The organism is Halobellus ruber, assembly GCF_014212355.1.
GTDB lineage: Archaea > Halobacteriota > Halobacteria > Halobacteriales > Haloferacaceae > Haloquadratum > Haloquadratum rubrum.
Genome location: NZ_JACKXD010000003.1, coordinates 585,938 through 601,415, shown reverse-complemented (window position 1 = coordinate 601,415; position 15,478 = coordinate 585,938). Strand labels below are relative to the sequence as shown.

At 65.4% G+C, this 15,478-nt stretch carries 15 protein-coding genes; 8 read left to right on the top strand and 7 right to left on the bottom strand.

What is annotated here, in order from left to right; genetic code table 11:
* The first annotated feature begins 69 nt into the window (after nt 1-69).
* A complete protein-coding gene (locus H5V44_RS11405; protein WP_185193223.1) occupies nt 70-873 on the top strand; it encodes a hypothetical protein in 804 nt (267 codons plus the stop codon).
* A 3-nt stretch (nt 874-876) separates the two neighbouring features.
* Here the strand turns inward: H5V44_RS11405 and H5V44_RS11400 are convergent, their stop codons facing one another.
* Entirely contained in the window at nt 877-1,506 is a 630-nt protein-coding gene (locus tag H5V44_RS11400) for a DUF1643 domain-containing protein (protein WP_246403916.1), read from the bottom strand.
* An 84-nt stretch (nt 1,507-1,590) separates the two neighbouring features.
* Between H5V44_RS11400 and H5V44_RS11395 the strand changes: the two genes are divergently transcribed.
* Both H5V44_RS11395 and H5V44_RS11390 read left to right on the top strand, forming a co-directional pair.
* A complete protein-coding gene (locus H5V44_RS11395; protein ID WP_185193222.1) occupies nt 1,591-2,685 on the top strand; it encodes an AI-2E family transporter in 1,095 nt (364 codons plus the stop codon).
* Nucleotides 2,686-2,747: 62 nt separating this feature from the next.
* Nucleotides 2,748-4,124: a cryptochrome/photolyase family protein gene (locus H5V44_RS11390; protein ID WP_185193221.1), complete on the top strand. Its 1,377-nt coding sequence runs from the start codon at nt 2,748-2,750 to the stop codon at nt 4,122-4,124.
* Between the two features lie 18 nt (nt 4,125-4,142).
* Here H5V44_RS11390 and H5V44_RS11385 read toward each other — a convergent pair whose 3' ends face one another.
* Nucleotides 4,143-5,669 (bottom strand): ATP-binding protein, encoded by a 1,527-nt coding sequence (locus H5V44_RS11385; protein ID WP_185193220.1) that lies wholly within the window; start codon nt 5,667-5,669, stop codon nt 4,143-4,145.
* 252 nt (nt 5,670-5,921) lie between these two features.
* Here H5V44_RS11385 and H5V44_RS11380 point away from each other — a divergent pair, with 252 nt between their 5' ends.
* From H5V44_RS11380 to H5V44_RS18190, 4 genes are all read left to right on the top strand, one after another.
* On the top strand, nt 5,922-6,128 hold the full coding sequence (locus H5V44_RS11380) for a hypothetical protein (protein WP_185193219.1): 207 nt from the start codon (nt 5,922-5,924) through the stop codon (nt 6,126-6,128).
* Between the two features lie 366 nt (nt 6,129-6,494).
* Nucleotides 6,495-7,916, top strand: a complete 1,422-nt coding sequence (locus H5V44_RS11375; protein ID WP_185193218.1) for an FAD-dependent oxidoreductase — start codon at nt 6,495-6,497, stop codon at nt 7,914-7,916.
* Between the two features lie 590 nt (nt 7,917-8,506).
* The gene (locus H5V44_RS11370) at nt 8,507-9,835 is read left to right on the top strand and encodes a hypothetical protein (protein ID WP_185193217.1); all 1,329 of its coding nucleotides are present in this window, start codon (nt 8,507-8,509) and stop codon (nt 9,833-9,835) included.
* Nucleotides 9,836-10,163: 328 nt separating this feature from the next.
* The gene (locus tag H5V44_RS18190) at nt 10,164-10,427 is read left to right on the top strand and encodes a DUF7386 family protein (RefSeq protein WP_394354534.1); all 264 of its coding nucleotides are present in this window, start codon (nt 10,164-10,166) and stop codon (nt 10,425-10,427) included.
* On the opposite strand, the gene H5V44_RS11365 is transcribed toward H5V44_RS18190, so the two are convergent.
* Entirely contained in the window at nt 10,428-10,745 is a 318-nt protein-coding gene (locus tag H5V44_RS11365) for a hypothetical protein (protein ID WP_185193216.1), read from the bottom strand.
* 93 nt (nt 10,746-10,838) lie between these two features.
* On the opposite strand from H5V44_RS11365, the gene H5V44_RS11360 reads away from it, so the two are divergent.
* On the top strand, nt 10,839-11,183 hold the full coding sequence (locus tag H5V44_RS11360) for an HTH domain-containing protein (RefSeq protein WP_185193215.1): 345 nt from the start codon (nt 10,839-10,841) through the stop codon (nt 11,181-11,183).
* An 11-nt stretch (nt 11,184-11,194) separates the two neighbouring features.
* On the opposite strand, the gene H5V44_RS11355 is transcribed toward H5V44_RS11360, so the two are convergent.
* The 4 genes from H5V44_RS11355 to H5V44_RS17285 form a co-directional block, all read right to left on the bottom strand.
* The gene (locus H5V44_RS11355; protein ID WP_185193214.1) at nt 11,195-13,342 is read right to left on the bottom strand and encodes a PAS domain-containing protein; all 2,148 of its coding nucleotides are present in this window, start codon (nt 13,340-13,342) and stop codon (nt 11,195-11,197) included.
* A gap of 126 nt (nt 13,343-13,468) precedes the next feature.
* Nucleotides 13,469-14,140 (bottom strand): helix-turn-helix domain-containing protein, encoded by a 672-nt coding sequence (locus H5V44_RS11350; RefSeq protein WP_185193213.1) that lies wholly within the window; start codon nt 14,138-14,140, stop codon nt 13,469-13,471.
* Between the two features lie 87 nt (nt 14,141-14,227).
* A complete protein-coding gene (locus tag H5V44_RS18185; protein ID WP_221625709.1) occupies nt 14,228-14,527 on the bottom strand; it encodes a sensor histidine kinase in 300 nt (99 codons plus the stop codon).
* Nucleotides 14,528-14,605: 78 nt separating this feature from the next.
* On the bottom strand, nt 14,606-15,241 hold the full coding sequence (locus H5V44_RS17285) for a PAS domain-containing protein (RefSeq protein ID WP_221625681.1): 636 nt from the start codon (nt 15,239-15,241) through the stop codon (nt 14,606-14,608).
* Nucleotides 15,242-15,478: the final 237 nt, after the last annotated feature.

Here is a 15,478-nt window from a genome sequence, read left to right as displayed (position 1 = left end):
ATGGTACCACGCCCCAGTCCGGTGGTTCCCTCGACAGCCTCAGGTGACTCGGGATCCTCTGCCCCGCCCGTGCAGCTCCTGCAACGACTCCGACGCCCCGAGTATACCGGCGTCAACCGGTGCCGTGCCTGTACGGTCGTGAACGTCGCCGCCCTGGTCGTCGCGGTCTCACTCGTCGCGCTCCGAAGTCCGCCGGTCGCCGCCGGAATCGGCGGTCTCGGGGCGGCGGTGATCTGGCTCCGCGGCTACCTGCTCCCGTTCACCCCGCGCTTTGCGCCCGCGCTCGTCGACCCGCTCCCCGGGGAGTTCTTCGACCACGGCGCACCCGCCGACTCCGACGCGCTCGCGGATCCGGACGCCGACGACGCGGACCCGGACGCGGTCCTCGGAGCGCTCGCCGAGGCCGGGGTCGTCACCCCCGACGGCGACCGGCTGACGGTCTCGCCGTCGTTCGAGACGGCCTGGCGCGAGCGGATGGACGACCTCGCGGCCGCCCCCGACGACCGGCTCGCGGCGACCGCACGCGAGACGAGTTCGGCGGTCGCGTCGGCGCGGGTCGAGCGCGTGGGCTCGGACACCCTCCTGGTCGTCACCGGAACCGACGGCTCGACGAGTTGGCTTCACCGCCCGGTCGCGATCGCGGAGGTCGCCGCGGTCGCGGCCCTCCGCGACGCCGACGTCCTCCCGGCGCTCCGTGCGGTCGCCGCCGACGCGCTGTGTGCGTTCCTCGAAACCTGCCCCGACTGCGGGAACGACCTCGTGGAGGGGCCGCTCGAGGACTGCTGCGGCCACGACCTCGGGGAGCCGGGGGCGGAGCCGCCGGAGGGGCTGGCGTGTGCGCGGTGCGGGGTCGCGTTCCACCGGTTCGAGTGAGGCTCACCCGTCGTAGCTGAACCGCCCGACCGTGGCGTCGTATGCCGTCCGGCTCGGGTGCCGCGGGTGTCCCGCCCGCGTCGTGCCGATCGCGTACACCTCGGCGTCGAGTTGGGCGGCCACCTCGCGGCCCCGCTCCCCGCCAGCGTTGCCCCACCCGACGATCACCCTGTCAGCCGCCTCGCAGGCGGCCGCGACGTGGGCGTCGTTCTCGGGTCCCACGGGCGCGGGGTGCGACTCGAGGGCCGCGGGATCGGAACTCCGCAACGCGTAGAGGTTCACGAGCGTCAGCCTCCCGAACCCCATCCCGGCGGCGTACTTCACGCACCGCGTGACCGTCCGGTCGTCGGTGTCGGCGTCCGCGGTGCTGGGGTTGAGCAGCACGAACGCCGCGGTCGGCCCCGGCGCCCACGCCCGCGACAGCCGGTAGCGGTAGGTCCCGTCCCCGCCGAATGTCGCTCCCGTGTCGGTGTACGTCGGCTTCGGCGGGTCGGCGCCGGGTGAGTCGGTGACGTCCATCGCGCCGGTGGGTACGGCGGCCGGCGGGTTCAGTTTCACGCCGTCGGGCGCGGCCCGGCCGGCGTCGACTCCCCGGGGTCGGCCGCAGTCCGCGCTGCCGGCGTTCGGCCTCATCGAGGTGTCGGCGGCCCGCCTCGGCGCCGGGAGCCACGACGCGAGGGGATAACGATTATTACCGCGTCGGAACCCTTCGTCAACATGGACGCGAAACGGTTCGCCGTCGCCGTCTTCGGGCTCCTGGTCTCCGTGATCATCGCGGCGCTCGCCTACGAGTTCATCGCCCCCCTCACGGTCGCGGTGTTCCTCTACTACTCGACGCGCCGGTACCACCGGCTGCTCGGCCGGCTTCGGCTCCCCGGACTCGGCCGACGGGTCCCCGCCAACGTCCGCGCCATCATCGCCGTCGGGTCGCTTGCGCTCCCGCTGCTCTTGCTCGTGAGTTACGCCACGGTGCTTCTGGTGGTCGAGGCCCAACAGTTCGCCACGGAGTACGCCCTCGTCGACGTCGCCGCCCGCAACGTCGAGTGGTTCGGCGGCGTCAGTTCCCTCCCCGAGTTCTCGATCGAGGGGTTCTACGAGGCCTACCGGTCCGGCGACCTCGACCCGTTCGTTGCCTTCGCGACCGACCACGCCACGTTCCTGACCTCCCTGATCTCGCAGTTCTTCCTGAACCTGTTCATCACCCTCATCGTCACCTACTACCTCCTGGTCGACGGCCACCGCATCCACGAGTGGCTGCTCCGGTTCGACGACGAGGCCATCATCCGGGAGTACCTCGAAGCCGTCGACGAGGAACTCGAGGCCGTCCTGTTCGGGAACCTCCTGAACGTGCTCGCGATCTCGCTCATCGCCATCGGGGCGTTCAGCGTATACAACATCGTCGCACCCGCGCCCGCGGAGGTCCCCTACCCCGCCCTGGCCGGCGCACTCACCGGCGTCGCGAGCCTGATCCCCGTCGTCGGGATGAAGATCGTCTACCTGCCGGTCACCCTCATCGCCGCCCTGCCGATCCTCTTGGGGGGCGACCCGGTGAACCTGGCGTGGATCGCCGGGTTCCTCGCGGTCGCGGTCGTGCTCGTGGACACGATCCCGGACCTGATCCTCCGGCCGCTGCTCTCCGGCGAGGAGACCCACGTCGGGCTGTTGATGCTGTCGTACACCATCGGACCGGTAGTGCTGGGCTTCTACGGCCTCTTCTTCGCGCCGATCCTCGTCGTCGTCGGGCTGACGTTCGCCAACGTCGCGCTCCCACGGCTCCTGAAGGCCCAGCGCGCCGACGGGCCGGCCGACTGAGGCCGGGCGGGACCGACTCCACCGGCCACACCGTTCATACCCGCCCCGTCCCATACACCGATATGCACGTCTTCTGGCACCAGCGGGACCTCCGGATCCCCGACAACCGGGGGCTCGCCGCGGCCGCGGCCGACGACACCACCCTCCCGGTGTACGTCGTCGACCCCGACCTCCTGAAACAGATCGGTTCCCGACAGCGGGCGTTCCTCCTCGAGGGCGTCCGGGCGCTCCGCGAACGGTACCGGGACCTCGGCTCGGATCTCGTGGTTCGGTCGGGCGCGCCCGCCGAGGTCCTCGCCGACCTCCGCGAGGCCACCGACGCCGACCGGGTCTACTACAACACCCACTACCGGCCGGCGCGCCGGAACCGCCAGCGCCGCGTCGACGAGGCGGTCCCGACAGAGTCGGTCACGGATCTCGTGCTGGTGAACCCGGCGCGGTTGGACTCCGAGTACCCGAACCACAGCCGGTTCTACGACGACTGGCAGGCGGCGTCCAAGCTTCCGCCCGCGGCGACGCCCGACGCCGACGCCCTGGCCTCGGTCGCCGCCGACACCCCCGGCACGGTCCCCGCGGTCGACGCCGACATCGACCTCCCCGAGGCGGGGTACCGCGCCGCCCGCGAGCGGTACGACCGCTTTCTCGACGCCGGCATCGAGACGTACAACGATACCCGCGACGATATGCGGCTCGCGGTCGAACGGCCGGTCGGCGCGGTCTCGCGGCTCTCGCCGTACCTCGCGGCGGGAATGATCGGGATCCGGGAGGTGTGGGCCGACGCCACGGAGCGGTACGACGCCGCCACCGGGAACGCCCGGCGAAACGTCGGGAAGTACCGTTACGAGCTGTCGTGGCGCGAGCAGAACTACCACCTGCTGTATCACAACCCCACGCTCCTGGTGGAGAACTACACGCAGTTCCCCAACGCGATCGAGTGGGAGACCGACGACGACCACTTCGAGGCGTGGAAACGCGGTGAGACCGGCTACCCCCTGATCGACGCCGGGATGCGCCAGCTGAACGAGGAGGGGTACATCCACAACCGGCCGCGCCAGAACGTCGCCTCCTTCCTCACGAAACACCTGCTGACCGACTGGCGGAAGGGCGCACGGTACTTCACTCGGCAACTGATCGACCACGACCCCGCGAGCAACCACGGCAACTGGCAGTGGATCGCCTCCACCGGCACCGACAGCGTCGACGTCCGGATCTTCGACCCCGTCGCCCAGATGTCGAAGTACGACGACGGCGCCCACTACGTCAAGACGTACGTCCCGGAGCTCCGGGACGTGCCGGCCGACGAGGTCGTCGACTGGCCGACCCTCTCCCGGGCGGACCGCGAGCGGCTCGCGCCGGAGTACCCCCACCCGATCGTCGACCGCAACGAGGCGTACGACCGCGCCCAGCGGGTCTTCGAGCGAGCGCTCGGGAAGCGGTGACCGGCGTGTCGCGACGCCTCACTCCCCGACGACCTCGACGCCGGTGACCTCGAAGCGAGCGCCCCCGTCGTCGGCGTCGGTCACCGACACCGTCCAGCCGTGGGCTTCGGCGATCTGCTTGACGATACTTAGCCCGAAGCCGGTCCCCGACTCCGAGGAGGTGTAGCCCGCGTCGAACACCGCCTCGCGCTCCGCCGGGGGGATGCCGGGACCGTCGTCGGCGACGTAGAACCCGCGGCCGTCGGGGAGGGCGCCGACAGTGACCGTGACGTCGTCGCCGCCGTGCTCGACGGAATTCCGGAAGAGGTTCTCCAGCAGCTGCCGGAACCGTGACCTGTCGGCCCGGAGCAACAGCCGGTCGGGCTCGACCCGCAGCGACGCCGCGGCCGAGTCGGTGGTCCGCCACGCCTCGTCGGCGAGCGTCGCGACGTCGACGTCCTCCGGCGCTTCGACCTGCATCCCGTCCCGCGCCAGCGTCAGCAGGTCCTCGATCAGGGACTCCATTCGCGACAGCGCCCGCTCCAGCGGCGGGACGTGCTCGTTGTCGGTCGCCTCGCTCAGGAGCTCGACCCGCCCCACGGCGGTCTGCAGCGGGTTCCGGAGGTCGTGGCTGACGACGCTGGCGAACTCCTCGAGCCGGTCGCGCTCGCGTTGGAGCTGCGATCTGGCCTGCTGGCGCTCCAGTTCGTAGCTGACCCACCGGGTGAGCAGTTCCACGAACGTCCGCTGGGTGTCGGTGAACGCCTCCTCGCGTGCGTCGGTGTCGGCGAAACAGAGCGTGCCGTACAGTTCGCCGTCGACCGTCACGCGCCCGCCGATGTAGGTGCCGAGATCGAACCGGTCGTAGGCCGGATCCTCCTGCCACCCCTCGTCGGCCGCGTTGACAACGGTGAGGAGATGGTCGAGTTCGATCGTCCGCCTGCAGTAGGCCTCCTCCAGCGGGCAACTCTCGCCGGTCTGCAGCCCCGGGCGCGTCGCCACCGAGACCTCGATATGCTGGGTGTCCTGCGCGATCCGTGTGAGAAAGCCGTTCTCGACGTCCAGATACTCGGTTCCCCGCTCGAGGATCGACTCGATCTTCTCCTCGAAGGTGCGGTCGCGGTCCGACGACACCGCGTACAGTTCCTGGAGGGCCCGCAGGCTCTCCTGGCGCTGCTGCTCCAGCCGACGCTGCTCGGTGATGTCTCTGAGGTACACCGACAGCCCGGATTCCGACGGGAAGACGCGGACGTCGAACCAGACGCCCAGTGGGGCGTAGTACTCCTCGAAGGAGACCGGTTCCTGGGCGGCCATCGCCTCGTGGTACCGATCGTAGAAGGTGGTGTCGACCGCCTCCGGGATCGACTCCCAGAAGTGGAGCCCGTCGATTCCCGCGGCGTCGTCGAGGGCGTCGTCGGTCATCGCCGATTCCAGGAGCTCCCGCGCCGTCTCGTTGGCATACGTGATGTGCCAGTCGTTGTCGACCGCGAACACGCCGTCAGCCATCCGATCGAGAACCGTCCGCAGGTCGACGTCGGATGCGGATACTGACGAACTGCCGTCCATACGGGGTCTGCACTCCCGATTGAGTTAGTAGTACCGACTGACGACCGCAACTCGACGCATCGCTGTGGGACCGTCTCGACTGCAGAATCTCGGTTTGCGGCGTCGACGCGCCCGATCCGGACGCCATCCCGAGCCAGTGGTTCGAGTTCGGCTCCCCCGAAGGGTGTGAGGTGGTCCCCTGGCGGTGGTCGATGCGGCCGTGCTCCTACACCGCCATCGTCCGGGACCACAAGAGACGAACGCCGCTACCGGGTGGAGACGCCGACCCTGACCGGGTTCGAGCGGTACGTCCGCGAGGATCTGACGCGGTCGCTCCGGCAGGTCCTGATGCACCGCGAGGTCGGCGAGGCCAATCGGCGTCGCGAGGTGTCCGAGACGGCGGTCGCGGCGGTGCTCGACGACCACGCGGCGGCGGTGCCGGTCGACGCTGCTCCGGATCGTCTCCTCCCTCCGCCGTGATTTCGTCCGGTACGGCAGGATCGACCCGCTGACGCAGGACCCCGCGATCGAGGACACCTCCCGCGACGGGGCGGAACGACCTCGACGGGCGGCCGTTCGTCGACCGCGACACCACGTTCGGCGGCGGGACGCTCCCAGTGACGTTCTCCGACGGACTCGCCGTCGCGCTCCGCGACGTCGACGCCAGCGGCGACCTCGGAACCCCCGGGTTCGTCGACCCCGCCGACGCCGACGTCGTTTCACGCTGAGTTCGAAGACGGACGCTCGGGCCGGGAGAGGTCGGGTCCCGACCGCGCTCGCCCGAGTGGTGCCACCGAAAGGGTAAACCTGTCAGCGCCGCAGGTGTCACACGGACGGACCGAATCGATGACGCTCTCACAGATCGATCAGTACAGCCGCGATGCAGCCCCCGACGCCGCCGAGCGCCGCGGCACGGCAGTCGTCCTCGGCGGGAGTATGGCGGGGCTGTGTGCCGCCCGGGCCCTGCGGGACTGGTTCGCGGCGGTCGTCGTCCTCGAACGCGACACGCTCCCCGAGGGCCCGGAGATCCGCGACGGCGCCCCACAGACCGGGCAACCCCACGCGATGCTCGAGGCCGGGCGGGTCACCCTCGAGGACTTCTTTCCGGGGTTCGGCGACGACGTCCGTGACGCCGGCGGGCTGAAACTCGATATGGGCAGCGACGTCGTCTGGTACGACCAGGGCGGGTTCGTCGAGGAGACGGAGTCGACGCTGCCGGCGCTGTACGCCAGCCGACCGCTGTTCGAGCACGTGGTCCGCGAACGCGTCAGGGACCTCGACGGCGTCGAACTCCGGAGCCGGTGTAACTTCATCACCTACGACCACGACGACGGCCGCGTCACGGGAGTTCGGTTCCGCGACGAGACCGGCACGGAGGCGACGCTCGACGCCGACCTCGTCGTCGACGCGACCGGGCGGTCGAGCCGGACCCCGCGGTGGCTCGACCGCAACGGCTACCCGACCCCGCCCGTCGAGGAGGTGACCGTCGACGTGACCTACAGCACCGCGCGGATCGAGCGCCCGCCCGAGGACACCTACGGCGTGTTGGTCGCGCCGGAACCCGACCGGCCGCACGGCGCCGCGATGCTCCCGGTCGAGGACGGCCGCTGGGAGGTGGTGCTCCAGGGGATCCACGGGGAGCGTGCCCCCGCCGACAGGGAGACGTTCCGCGAGTGGGCCGACGACCTCCCGGTCGCGGACGTCGGACGGCAGGTCCGAACCCGCGAGTGGACGTCGGGGATCCGCCGCTACCCGTTTCCTGCCAGCGTCCGGAAGCGCTACGAGACCCTCTCGCGGTTCCCCGACGGGCTGGTCGTGACCGGCGACGCGGTCGCCAGCTTCAACCCCATCTACGGTCAGGGGATGTCGGTTGCGGCGCTGGACGCTCTGGTTCTCCATCAGGAACTGTCCGACGGGACCACCGGTCTCGGACCGCGGGTCTTCGACCGGATCACACCCGTCATCGACGAGGCGTGGCAGCTCGCGGTCGGCAACGACTTCACCTTCGAGGGCACGACCGGACCGAAGCCGTTCGGCACCGACCTGTTCAACCGGTACGCCGCCAGGCTGCTTCGCCGCGCGCAGGACAATGGGGCACTCACCGAGGCGTTCTTCCGCGTGTTCCGGCTGGAACGCTCCGCGACCAGCCTGCTGCACCCGAAGGTCGCGTGGCAGGTGCTCCGGCCGGAGTTCGATGTCGGAACCGGAACGCCCTCGGAGGAGTCGGACCCGCGGCGCGAGACGGCCGTCGAGTCCAACGCGGACTGAGCCGCCCGCGATGTGGGGCGCGACGTCCCCGCCCGAGGCGGCCACGCGACCATCGGACACGGGGCGGGGTTCGTCGGTCCCCACACCGCAACCGTCGGCTCCTCCTACTCCCGTCGTTGCACGCGGAGGTCGCTTCCCCGAATCACCATCGTCGTCAGCGAGGGGGGCGACCGCGAGCGGTTCCGCGGCCGCCGGTTCGCGGGTGACCCGACCGCTCGTACTGTCGGCTATCGTCCCGTGACGGATTTCGACACCCCGGGTGTCGAAAACCGTCACGTGGTTATAGCCAACAGTATCAGGACCGGAATGCCACTCCACGACAGTGCCGCCGAGGTCGTCATAGATCACGACGCCGGCACGCTCACGACCGACGCCGAAACTACGAGCTACACGTTCAGACGGCCCAGTGGGTACCAGCCCCCACCGAGCCGCGGCGGCTCGAAACGTTTCGCCGGTCGGTGACGGGCATCGGCGTCGCACATCAGCGCAGCGGTGGGCACTCGACACGCCACTGTGTCGTCCCGGCTGTCCCGCTTTTGGGCGCCGATACACGTTTGACGCTGGCACGCGAAGCGTGAGCCGAGCCAATTATGGGCTGGGCCGACCCCGGTGTTCTCGAAGCGCGGGTACGCCGCCTCGACAGTGAGGGTCTCGCGGCGTTCGTCGCCGACCTCTGGACGGCACGCGGGTTCCGGACGACTCGCAACGAAGCGTCCGTCACCGCACGCCGTGACGGGAAGACACAGGTACTCTACGTTCTGCCGAGTGGTGTGACGCGGCCGAGCGAGCCGGCCCGAAACGTGGACGTCGTCGTCGCGGCAGGGCGTCCACGATCGGGAGAGACGCTGGCTGCCGAACTGGACGCACAGTTTCTCGACGCCGCCGACCTGACCGAGATGCTCCGCTACGCGATCGGGCGCGACGTCGCTGCCGACCTCTGTGAGCGCTACTTCGGCGCGGGACCTGCCGAACTGACGTCCCCGCCGCGGGAACGGATCACCCGGACCGTCGCGGGGTTCGACCTCGAGCCGGTGGCGGTGGCTCTCGTCGCTTTGCTCGTCGTCGCTGTCGGGGCAGGCGCGGGTTTCGGACTGGCCGGTCCGGGCATCGGCGGGGGCGCACCCACAGATGGGGCGGCTGTCACTACTGAGACGGTGACGGACGCCGGACCCGACGCCCCTGTGACCGCATCGACCGAGGGCGGGTCGGCTCCGAGTGAGCCCGACGGCGTCGAATCGGTGAGCGCGCCTGGCGTGGACGAGGCGGGCATCAGCAACGCGAGTCGGCTCGCACAGGCACACGCAGCGACCGTTTCGGACACGGCGTCGTACACGATCTGGTTCGACTACTACGCAACCGAAAACGGGTCCTCCGGACAGGTCCAGTACGATACTGACGTGCGTGTTCAGGGCCAGCGGAGTACCGTCCGGGACAGTCTCGAACGGACAGGTGGCACCCGGTCGCTGCTCAGAACGGTCTACTTCGACGGGACGGACCGCTACACAGTAGCGGACGGCAGTGGCGACCGCAGGCGGATCGACGACCAGGCGCCGACGGCGACACCGCAAGGGGTGCCGTTTACGCGCCCAGCCGAGATGATTCGGACGTATCTCGCTACCCCGCGGAGTTCGGTCAGTCTCGCCGACCGCGACGCCGCAGGCACCCGGTACCGGCTCCGGGGGACAGGCAGGCCAGCGGGGCTGCCGGACACGGTTACCGACTACGAGATGACGGCTCTCGTCGACGAGCGTGGGTTCGTCCGGTCGCTCGAAGCCGAGTTCAGCATTCCCCGCAGCAGCGACGGCGACGGCGTTTTGGGCCGCGAACGCGTCCGCCTCACGTGGACGTACGACCGTCTCAACACCACCCGAATCCGGCTTCCCGCCGAATCGACTCCCTCGGCGAACAGTAGCGACTGAGTCGGCAGTCTGTGGCGTAACTGCGGCCGTCCCTCTCGTGGTCTCAGATCCTATTCCAACTTTGGCGGACTGTCGTCCGACCCGCCTTCGAGTCGATCGGTATGCTGCAAGCCCTCACGTTCGACATGGACATCCAGCCGTGGGAGGAGGTCAATGGACTCATACTGTTGGCTATAACTACGTGAAAATTTTCGACACCCCGGGGTGTCGAAATCCTTCACGTGACTATAGCCGACAGTATCACTGACCTATACAAGGAGGCACCGTTCGCCGACTCCAGAACGACGCAATCACGCCCCCGGTGCATACGCATCTGCTTGTACCACCCATAGTAACTGAGCGAACCGGTCTGAAGTTGACCGACGAGAGGAAACGGTTGTTCGACCAACCGAGCGACGTCGTCGCTGCGAACGCGAGCGATGACCCTCCGCGTAGCGACGTGATCGACGCGGCGCTGACTCACCTCATTGAATCCCACGAGAACGTAGAACAGGTTCGAGACGAGTACTCGCCACGGACGGTGAAAGATCGCCTGAACACGAGTGTCATTGGCTTACGCTACCGCACGTCCATCGAGTCACGGTGGCGATGACTACATCCACTCGTGGTTGTCCCACCCCTCGTAGTGTTTGAGCCGACTCCTGATCTCGTACGGTTCCCACTCGCACTCGTAGTAGAGTACGTCAGCGAGCGCTCCAAAGTGGCTGTTGTTCAACTCAATGCCTCGGTTGCCCTTTGACGTGATGTAGTCCTCGCTGCGAAGTTCGTCAAATACATCGCTTGCAGTGGGGTAGTCGTCCGTCTCGATAGCGGATATAGAGAGTAGGCTCTCCTCAACGATCGGCGATCCCCATCGGTGCTCAGCCACCATCGCCGCGAGGAGGGCACATTTCACTGACGGCTTGCGCATATTCTCCGTCTTCCCTCGTCCAATATAAATTCACGTTATCTCGCGTTTACGCCTATGCAAACAGTTATGTGTGTCTCCCGGTATACTGACCACATGAGCGAGTCAACGCAAACACACCCTGCAGAGGAGAAAGACACGAAGGAAGCGCGCCTAGAGAACCCCACTGGCGTCCTTCATCTCTTTCAGCACGAGAGCGTCCCTATTCTCATTGACGCCATTCTTACCCTTCCTCCAGGCAGGGAATTCAACAAGACGGAATTGGCCGATCACGCTGGAGTCACGCGCCAGACAGTGAGCAACTATATCGACCTCCTGCTGGAGACTGAAATCGTTGAAGAAGTCCCGAACACATCACCCCGTCGCTACCGAGTCGCCAGGAGCGAGGCAGTCAAAGAACTCTTTGAACTCAACAGTGCGTTAAATGTGGCTGGCGAGTAGCCAACCAACCGTCACCGGTCAGTAAACTCGACGCCGGTAATTTCGACCCGGGCCCCGCCCTGCTCGGTCACGGTAAGCTCCCACCCGTGTGCGTCGGCGATTTGCCTGACAATCCGCAGGCCGAATCCGGTTCCGTCCTCCCTCGTCGAGTATCCTGCCTCGAAGATTTCCTCACGGTCAGACTCAGGGATGCCAGGGCCCGTATCCGCCACGTAGAAACCCTCGTCCATCACACCGATGGATACTGTCACGTCGTTGCCGCCGTGTTCGACTGCGTTCCGGTAGAGGTCCTCGAACAGTTGCTGGATCCGACTCCGGTCGGCTTCGATGACGTGTGGTGCGTCAGCGTCAGGTGTCGCCTGTCGCGTCTCCAAAGTTTGCCAACTGCTCTCTGCCACCTTTGTAATCTCCACAGGTTCAGTCTCGTCCACCCTGTCGCCCTCTCGTGCCAGCGCCAGCAGGTCGTCGATGAGTGCCTGACTCCGGTCGATGGCACCGGTTGCCCGGGCCAGATGGTCGCTCTCGCAGGCCTCCGCGGCCAGTTCGAGGTGGCCCTCAGCAACGCTGAGTGGACTCCGCAGGTCGTGGCTGACGACGCTGGCGAACTCATTGAGCCGGTCGGTCTTCTGTTGGAGTTCCCGTGCTTGCTCCACGCGGTCGGTGATATCACGCGCCGTCCCGACGATGCGTGTCACCTCTCCGTTGGTGGTGACTGGCGTGAGAATCGTCCGGTAAACTGTCCCCGGTTCGGGGACTGGCAGTTCAACTGTATAGCTGACCGAGTTCTGTGTCTCAACACATTGTCTGTACCGATCAAGTATCTGTTGTCCGCCGGCCGCCGCAAATAGCTCAACCGGTGTCTGTCCTGTGACCGGAGTGTTGGCCGGCAGCCCCACGGTCCGTTTGTAATACTGGTTTGCGTGGCGGAGTTCGAACTCACCGTCCGCGACATCGACAATGAACTGGCACTCCTCAGCATGCTCGAACACCGTTTCTACGAGGTCAAGTCTCTGCTCGCGCCGTTTGCGCTCGGTGAGGTCCCGCCCGATTCCGACCAGCCCGGTCGTACTCCCATCAGCGTCGGTCAGACGCGCTCCGGTTAACTCGTAGGGGCGACGCTCACCGTCGGCAGTGAGCAGGTCGGCCTCGGCAGTGATTGTGTCACCCGAAACGGCCAACTGGATCGCGTCGGCAACTGTTTTGCGGTCGTCCTCGGGGAACAGTTCGATCGCCCGCATATCGGCCAGTTCCGAATCAGCGTACCCCGTCGTTCGCGGGACCTGGTTGTTCCACCGTCGGAGGGTGCCGTCCGTGTCGAGCACGTAGAACAGGTCATCCAGTGAGTCGAGTGCTCGTTCGATGGACCGTCGTTCCTCCCTGAGTTCCCGTTCACGCTCCTTGCGCTCGGTGATGTCGTTGCCAGACCCGCGGAGTTTCGTTACCTCACCGCTTTCGACGACTGGCGTGATCTTCATATCCAGGAGACGTTCGTCGCCGTCGCCTGGCTGGAGTCGCCACCTGTCGTGCAGTTCCTCGCCCGTTTCAAAGACTCTGTCGAGTGTTTGTTGAATGCTCTCGCGGTCGTCCGGGTGGAACAGTTCCCTCGCCTCCTGCAAGGAGATCTCGAATTTGTCGGGACGACCGATCATTCGCCGGGTGCCAGCAGTCAGCACGACCGTGTCGCTCCCTCTATCCAGTTCAAACCCGCCGGTGTCACCTGCGAACTCGGTCAGCCGCATCAGCTGTTCCTGCCTGTCGGCCCGTTGGGTCTCGCGGCGGGTCTTGACGGCGTTCAGGATTCGATTGGCCAGGAGTTCGTACTGTTCGGAACCCGACCCCTTCTGGAGATAGTCGGTGACGTCGGCAGCGATGGCCTCACTGGCAACGGCCTCGCTACCCTTGCCTGTATAAAGAATGAACGGGAGGTCGGGATACTCCTCACGGATAGCCTGCAGAAATTCGATCCCATCCATGCCGGGCATGTTGTAATCCGAGACGACACAATCGGGCGGGCGGTCAGTGATCCGTACCATTCCTTCGTCGGCACTGGTCGCCGTCTCGACAGTGAACCGGTCGTCCTCGCGTTCGAGAAACGTCCCGGTCAGATCCGCGAAGTCCGGTTCGTCGTCAACGTGGAGAACACTGATTGGACGGTCCATTAGTGACCTCCCTCCGGAGGCTCGATCCAAGAGCTCCTGTGAATGATCGATGGAAGAGTCTGATGAACGATGATAGAAATTAATGCCCGTAGCCAGGTATGGTTGGCTGTTGCGTGCGCAACACCATTAGTTGGGTCGAGGTGGCTGGTCAGCCTCCGTGGTGGCCAGTGTACTGGCGATGAGTTGACCGATGCCCCGCTTGAGGAGCGACGAGACGGCTTGACGCGTGATGTCGAGGTCGTCACCGAGGTCTTCTTGGGTGGCTCTGCGCGGGGACTCGAAGTAGCCACGGTTGTACGCCAGTTCTAAGGCGATCTGCTGGTCGGCTGTCAGGTTGTACTCCTGGCCGTCTTCGAGCGGGGAGACCGAATTAAACTGTGTGAGTTCAACCGAGAGTTCGTGGTTTCGGCAGTATGTCCGAAATGAAGAAATTTCTGCCTGTTCTTGAGCGCGGACAGTGAACACCCACTGGCCACCACGTCCCTTGCCGGACAGGAGCGTGACGTCGGTGTTGAGAATGGCCGTGAGGACGCTCTCGTGGTCGAGATTCCAGTTGACCCGGACAAACATTGCCTCTTTGACTTGATCGATGATCGTTACTTCCCTGATCCCGATCTCATCGCCAAGGTCGGTGTTGAGTTTGGTAGTGTCGTCGGTGTAAATCCAGAAGTAGGGGATTACAGCCGAGGTGGTTGGCACGACGCGGTCCAGTTCGATGGTGACCGATGATAAGTGCTCGAACACAGCACTCAGCGGGAACTCCGAGTCTTCAACCATGAACGATGCTTCAACTACCATAGAGACCATTGGAGGGGGAGTCTCGTGAGTGCGGTGCTCACTCTCCTGCCGTTCAAACACGTGCGATGTGACCGGCAATAATGTCTCTTAGTCAAGAAATTGGATCCCCGTAATCTCTATTCGTGCACCACCAGTCTCACTCTCGGTCATTCCGACATCCCATCCGTGAGCCCTGGCAATAGTCCGCACAATCGACAGTCCGTATCCATTCCCATCGTCATCGGTTGACACCCCGTGTTCGAAGACTTCACCACGCTGGTCCTGTGGAATACCGGGTCCGTCGTCCGCGATGTACATCCCGTCCGGTAGTGGCCCAACCGTGACGCTGACGTCCTCGCCACCGTGTTCGCTCGCGTTCCGAAAGAGATTCTCGAACAGTTCACACAGTCTGTCAGTATCGGCGGCGACTGTCCCGACCGAGTTGTACTGGAGTGTCGCTTCAGTGTTTGTCCCGATTGCTCCTTCCTATGCGGTGTCGATGACCGCTTCGATATCTGTCGGGTCCGGGTCGGTCACGACTTCGCCCTGATGGGCGACCTTCAGGAGGTCGTCAATGAGACGTTCCATCCGGTCGGTGGTCTGTTCGATGACTTCGAAGTGTTCGTCTGCCCCGGTCTCACGCGCGAGTTCATTGCGTCCATCAACGAGTTGAAGCGGGTTGCGCAGGTCGTGGGCAAGGATATCGGCGAATTCTTTGAGTCGGTCGTTTTGTCGTTCCAGCATCTGTTCGTATTCGTGCTTTTCAGTCATGTCTTTGCTCACGACAGCATATCCGTGGAAATCGTCGTTCCAGAGTGGCGAGATCGTCATGTGTGCCCAAAACACCGAGTCATCCGCCTGTTGATGCCACCCTCGCGTTTCGATGGCAGCCTCTTTTGCGTCAGTCAGAAGCGTATCGAGAGACTGATCGCCGCTTGTTTCGTCAGAGAATAGAATAGTTAGTGGTTGCTGGTCCACAGCGCCAGACGTGTACCCGTAGAGTTCGTGAGCGGCTGGTGACCAGGTGGTGATATTGCCGTCGGGATCGATCATAAAGATGGCGTGGGTAGTAGTGCCTTCGACAAGGTGTTGATACGTGTCGGTATCGGCAGTATCGGACACTGGTTGTGAAGCAGGTGGGCCGGATAGATCACTCACAAACCAACACCACAGAATAAAGACGCAACAGACGAGTTCATCTTATTTATCTACGGTACACGTCCGTGTATAACCCCGGGTTATCTCTTATTATCAAAACAGGATAAACACGCTTCCGAGCAGTCTGTTCATCAAATCTGGCTGGAATACGGCCCGGGTTGCGGCGCGGGGCACCGATAGCTCAGATTCGCGCTGCCCGGC

Bases quoted from the DNA above. Each gene is read 5' to 3' on its own strand.
- H5V44_RS11355 (WP_185193214.1), bottom strand. From the start codon at position 13,342: ATGGACCGTCCAATCAGTGTTCTCCACGTTGACGACGAACCGGACTTC.
- H5V44_RS11390 (WP_185193221.1), top strand. From the start codon at position 2,748: ATGCACGTCTTCTGGCACCAGCGGGACCTCCGGATCCCCGACAACCGG.
- H5V44_RS11350 (WP_185193213.1), bottom strand. From the start codon at position 14,140: ATGGTAGTTGAAGCATCGTTCATGGTTGAAGACTCGGAGTTCCCGCTG.
- H5V44_RS11360 (WP_185193215.1), top strand. From the start codon at position 10,839: ATGAGCGAGTCAACGCAAACACACCCTGCAGAGGAGAAAGACACGAAG.
- H5V44_RS11385 (WP_185193220.1), bottom strand. From the start codon at position 5,669: ATGGACGGCAGTTCGTCAGTATCCGCATCCGACGTCGACCTGCGGACG.
- H5V44_RS11395 (WP_185193222.1), top strand. From the start codon at position 1,591: ATGGACGCGAAACGGTTCGCCGTCGCCGTCTTCGGGCTCCTGGTCTCC.
- H5V44_RS11365 (WP_185193216.1), bottom strand. From the start codon at position 10,745: ATGCGCAAGCCGTCAGTGAAATGTGCCCTCCTCGCGGCGATGGTGGCT.
- H5V44_RS11400 (WP_246403916.1), bottom strand. From the start codon at position 1,506: ATGAGGCCGAACGCCGGCAGCGCGGACTGCGGCCGACCCCGGGGAGTC.
- H5V44_RS11370 (WP_185193217.1), top strand. From the start codon at position 8,507: ATGGGCTGGGCCGACCCCGGTGTTCTCGAAGCGCGGGTACGCCGCCTC.
- H5V44_RS11375 (WP_185193218.1), top strand. From the start codon at position 6,495: ATGACGCTCTCACAGATCGATCAGTACAGCCGCGATGCAGCCCCCGAC.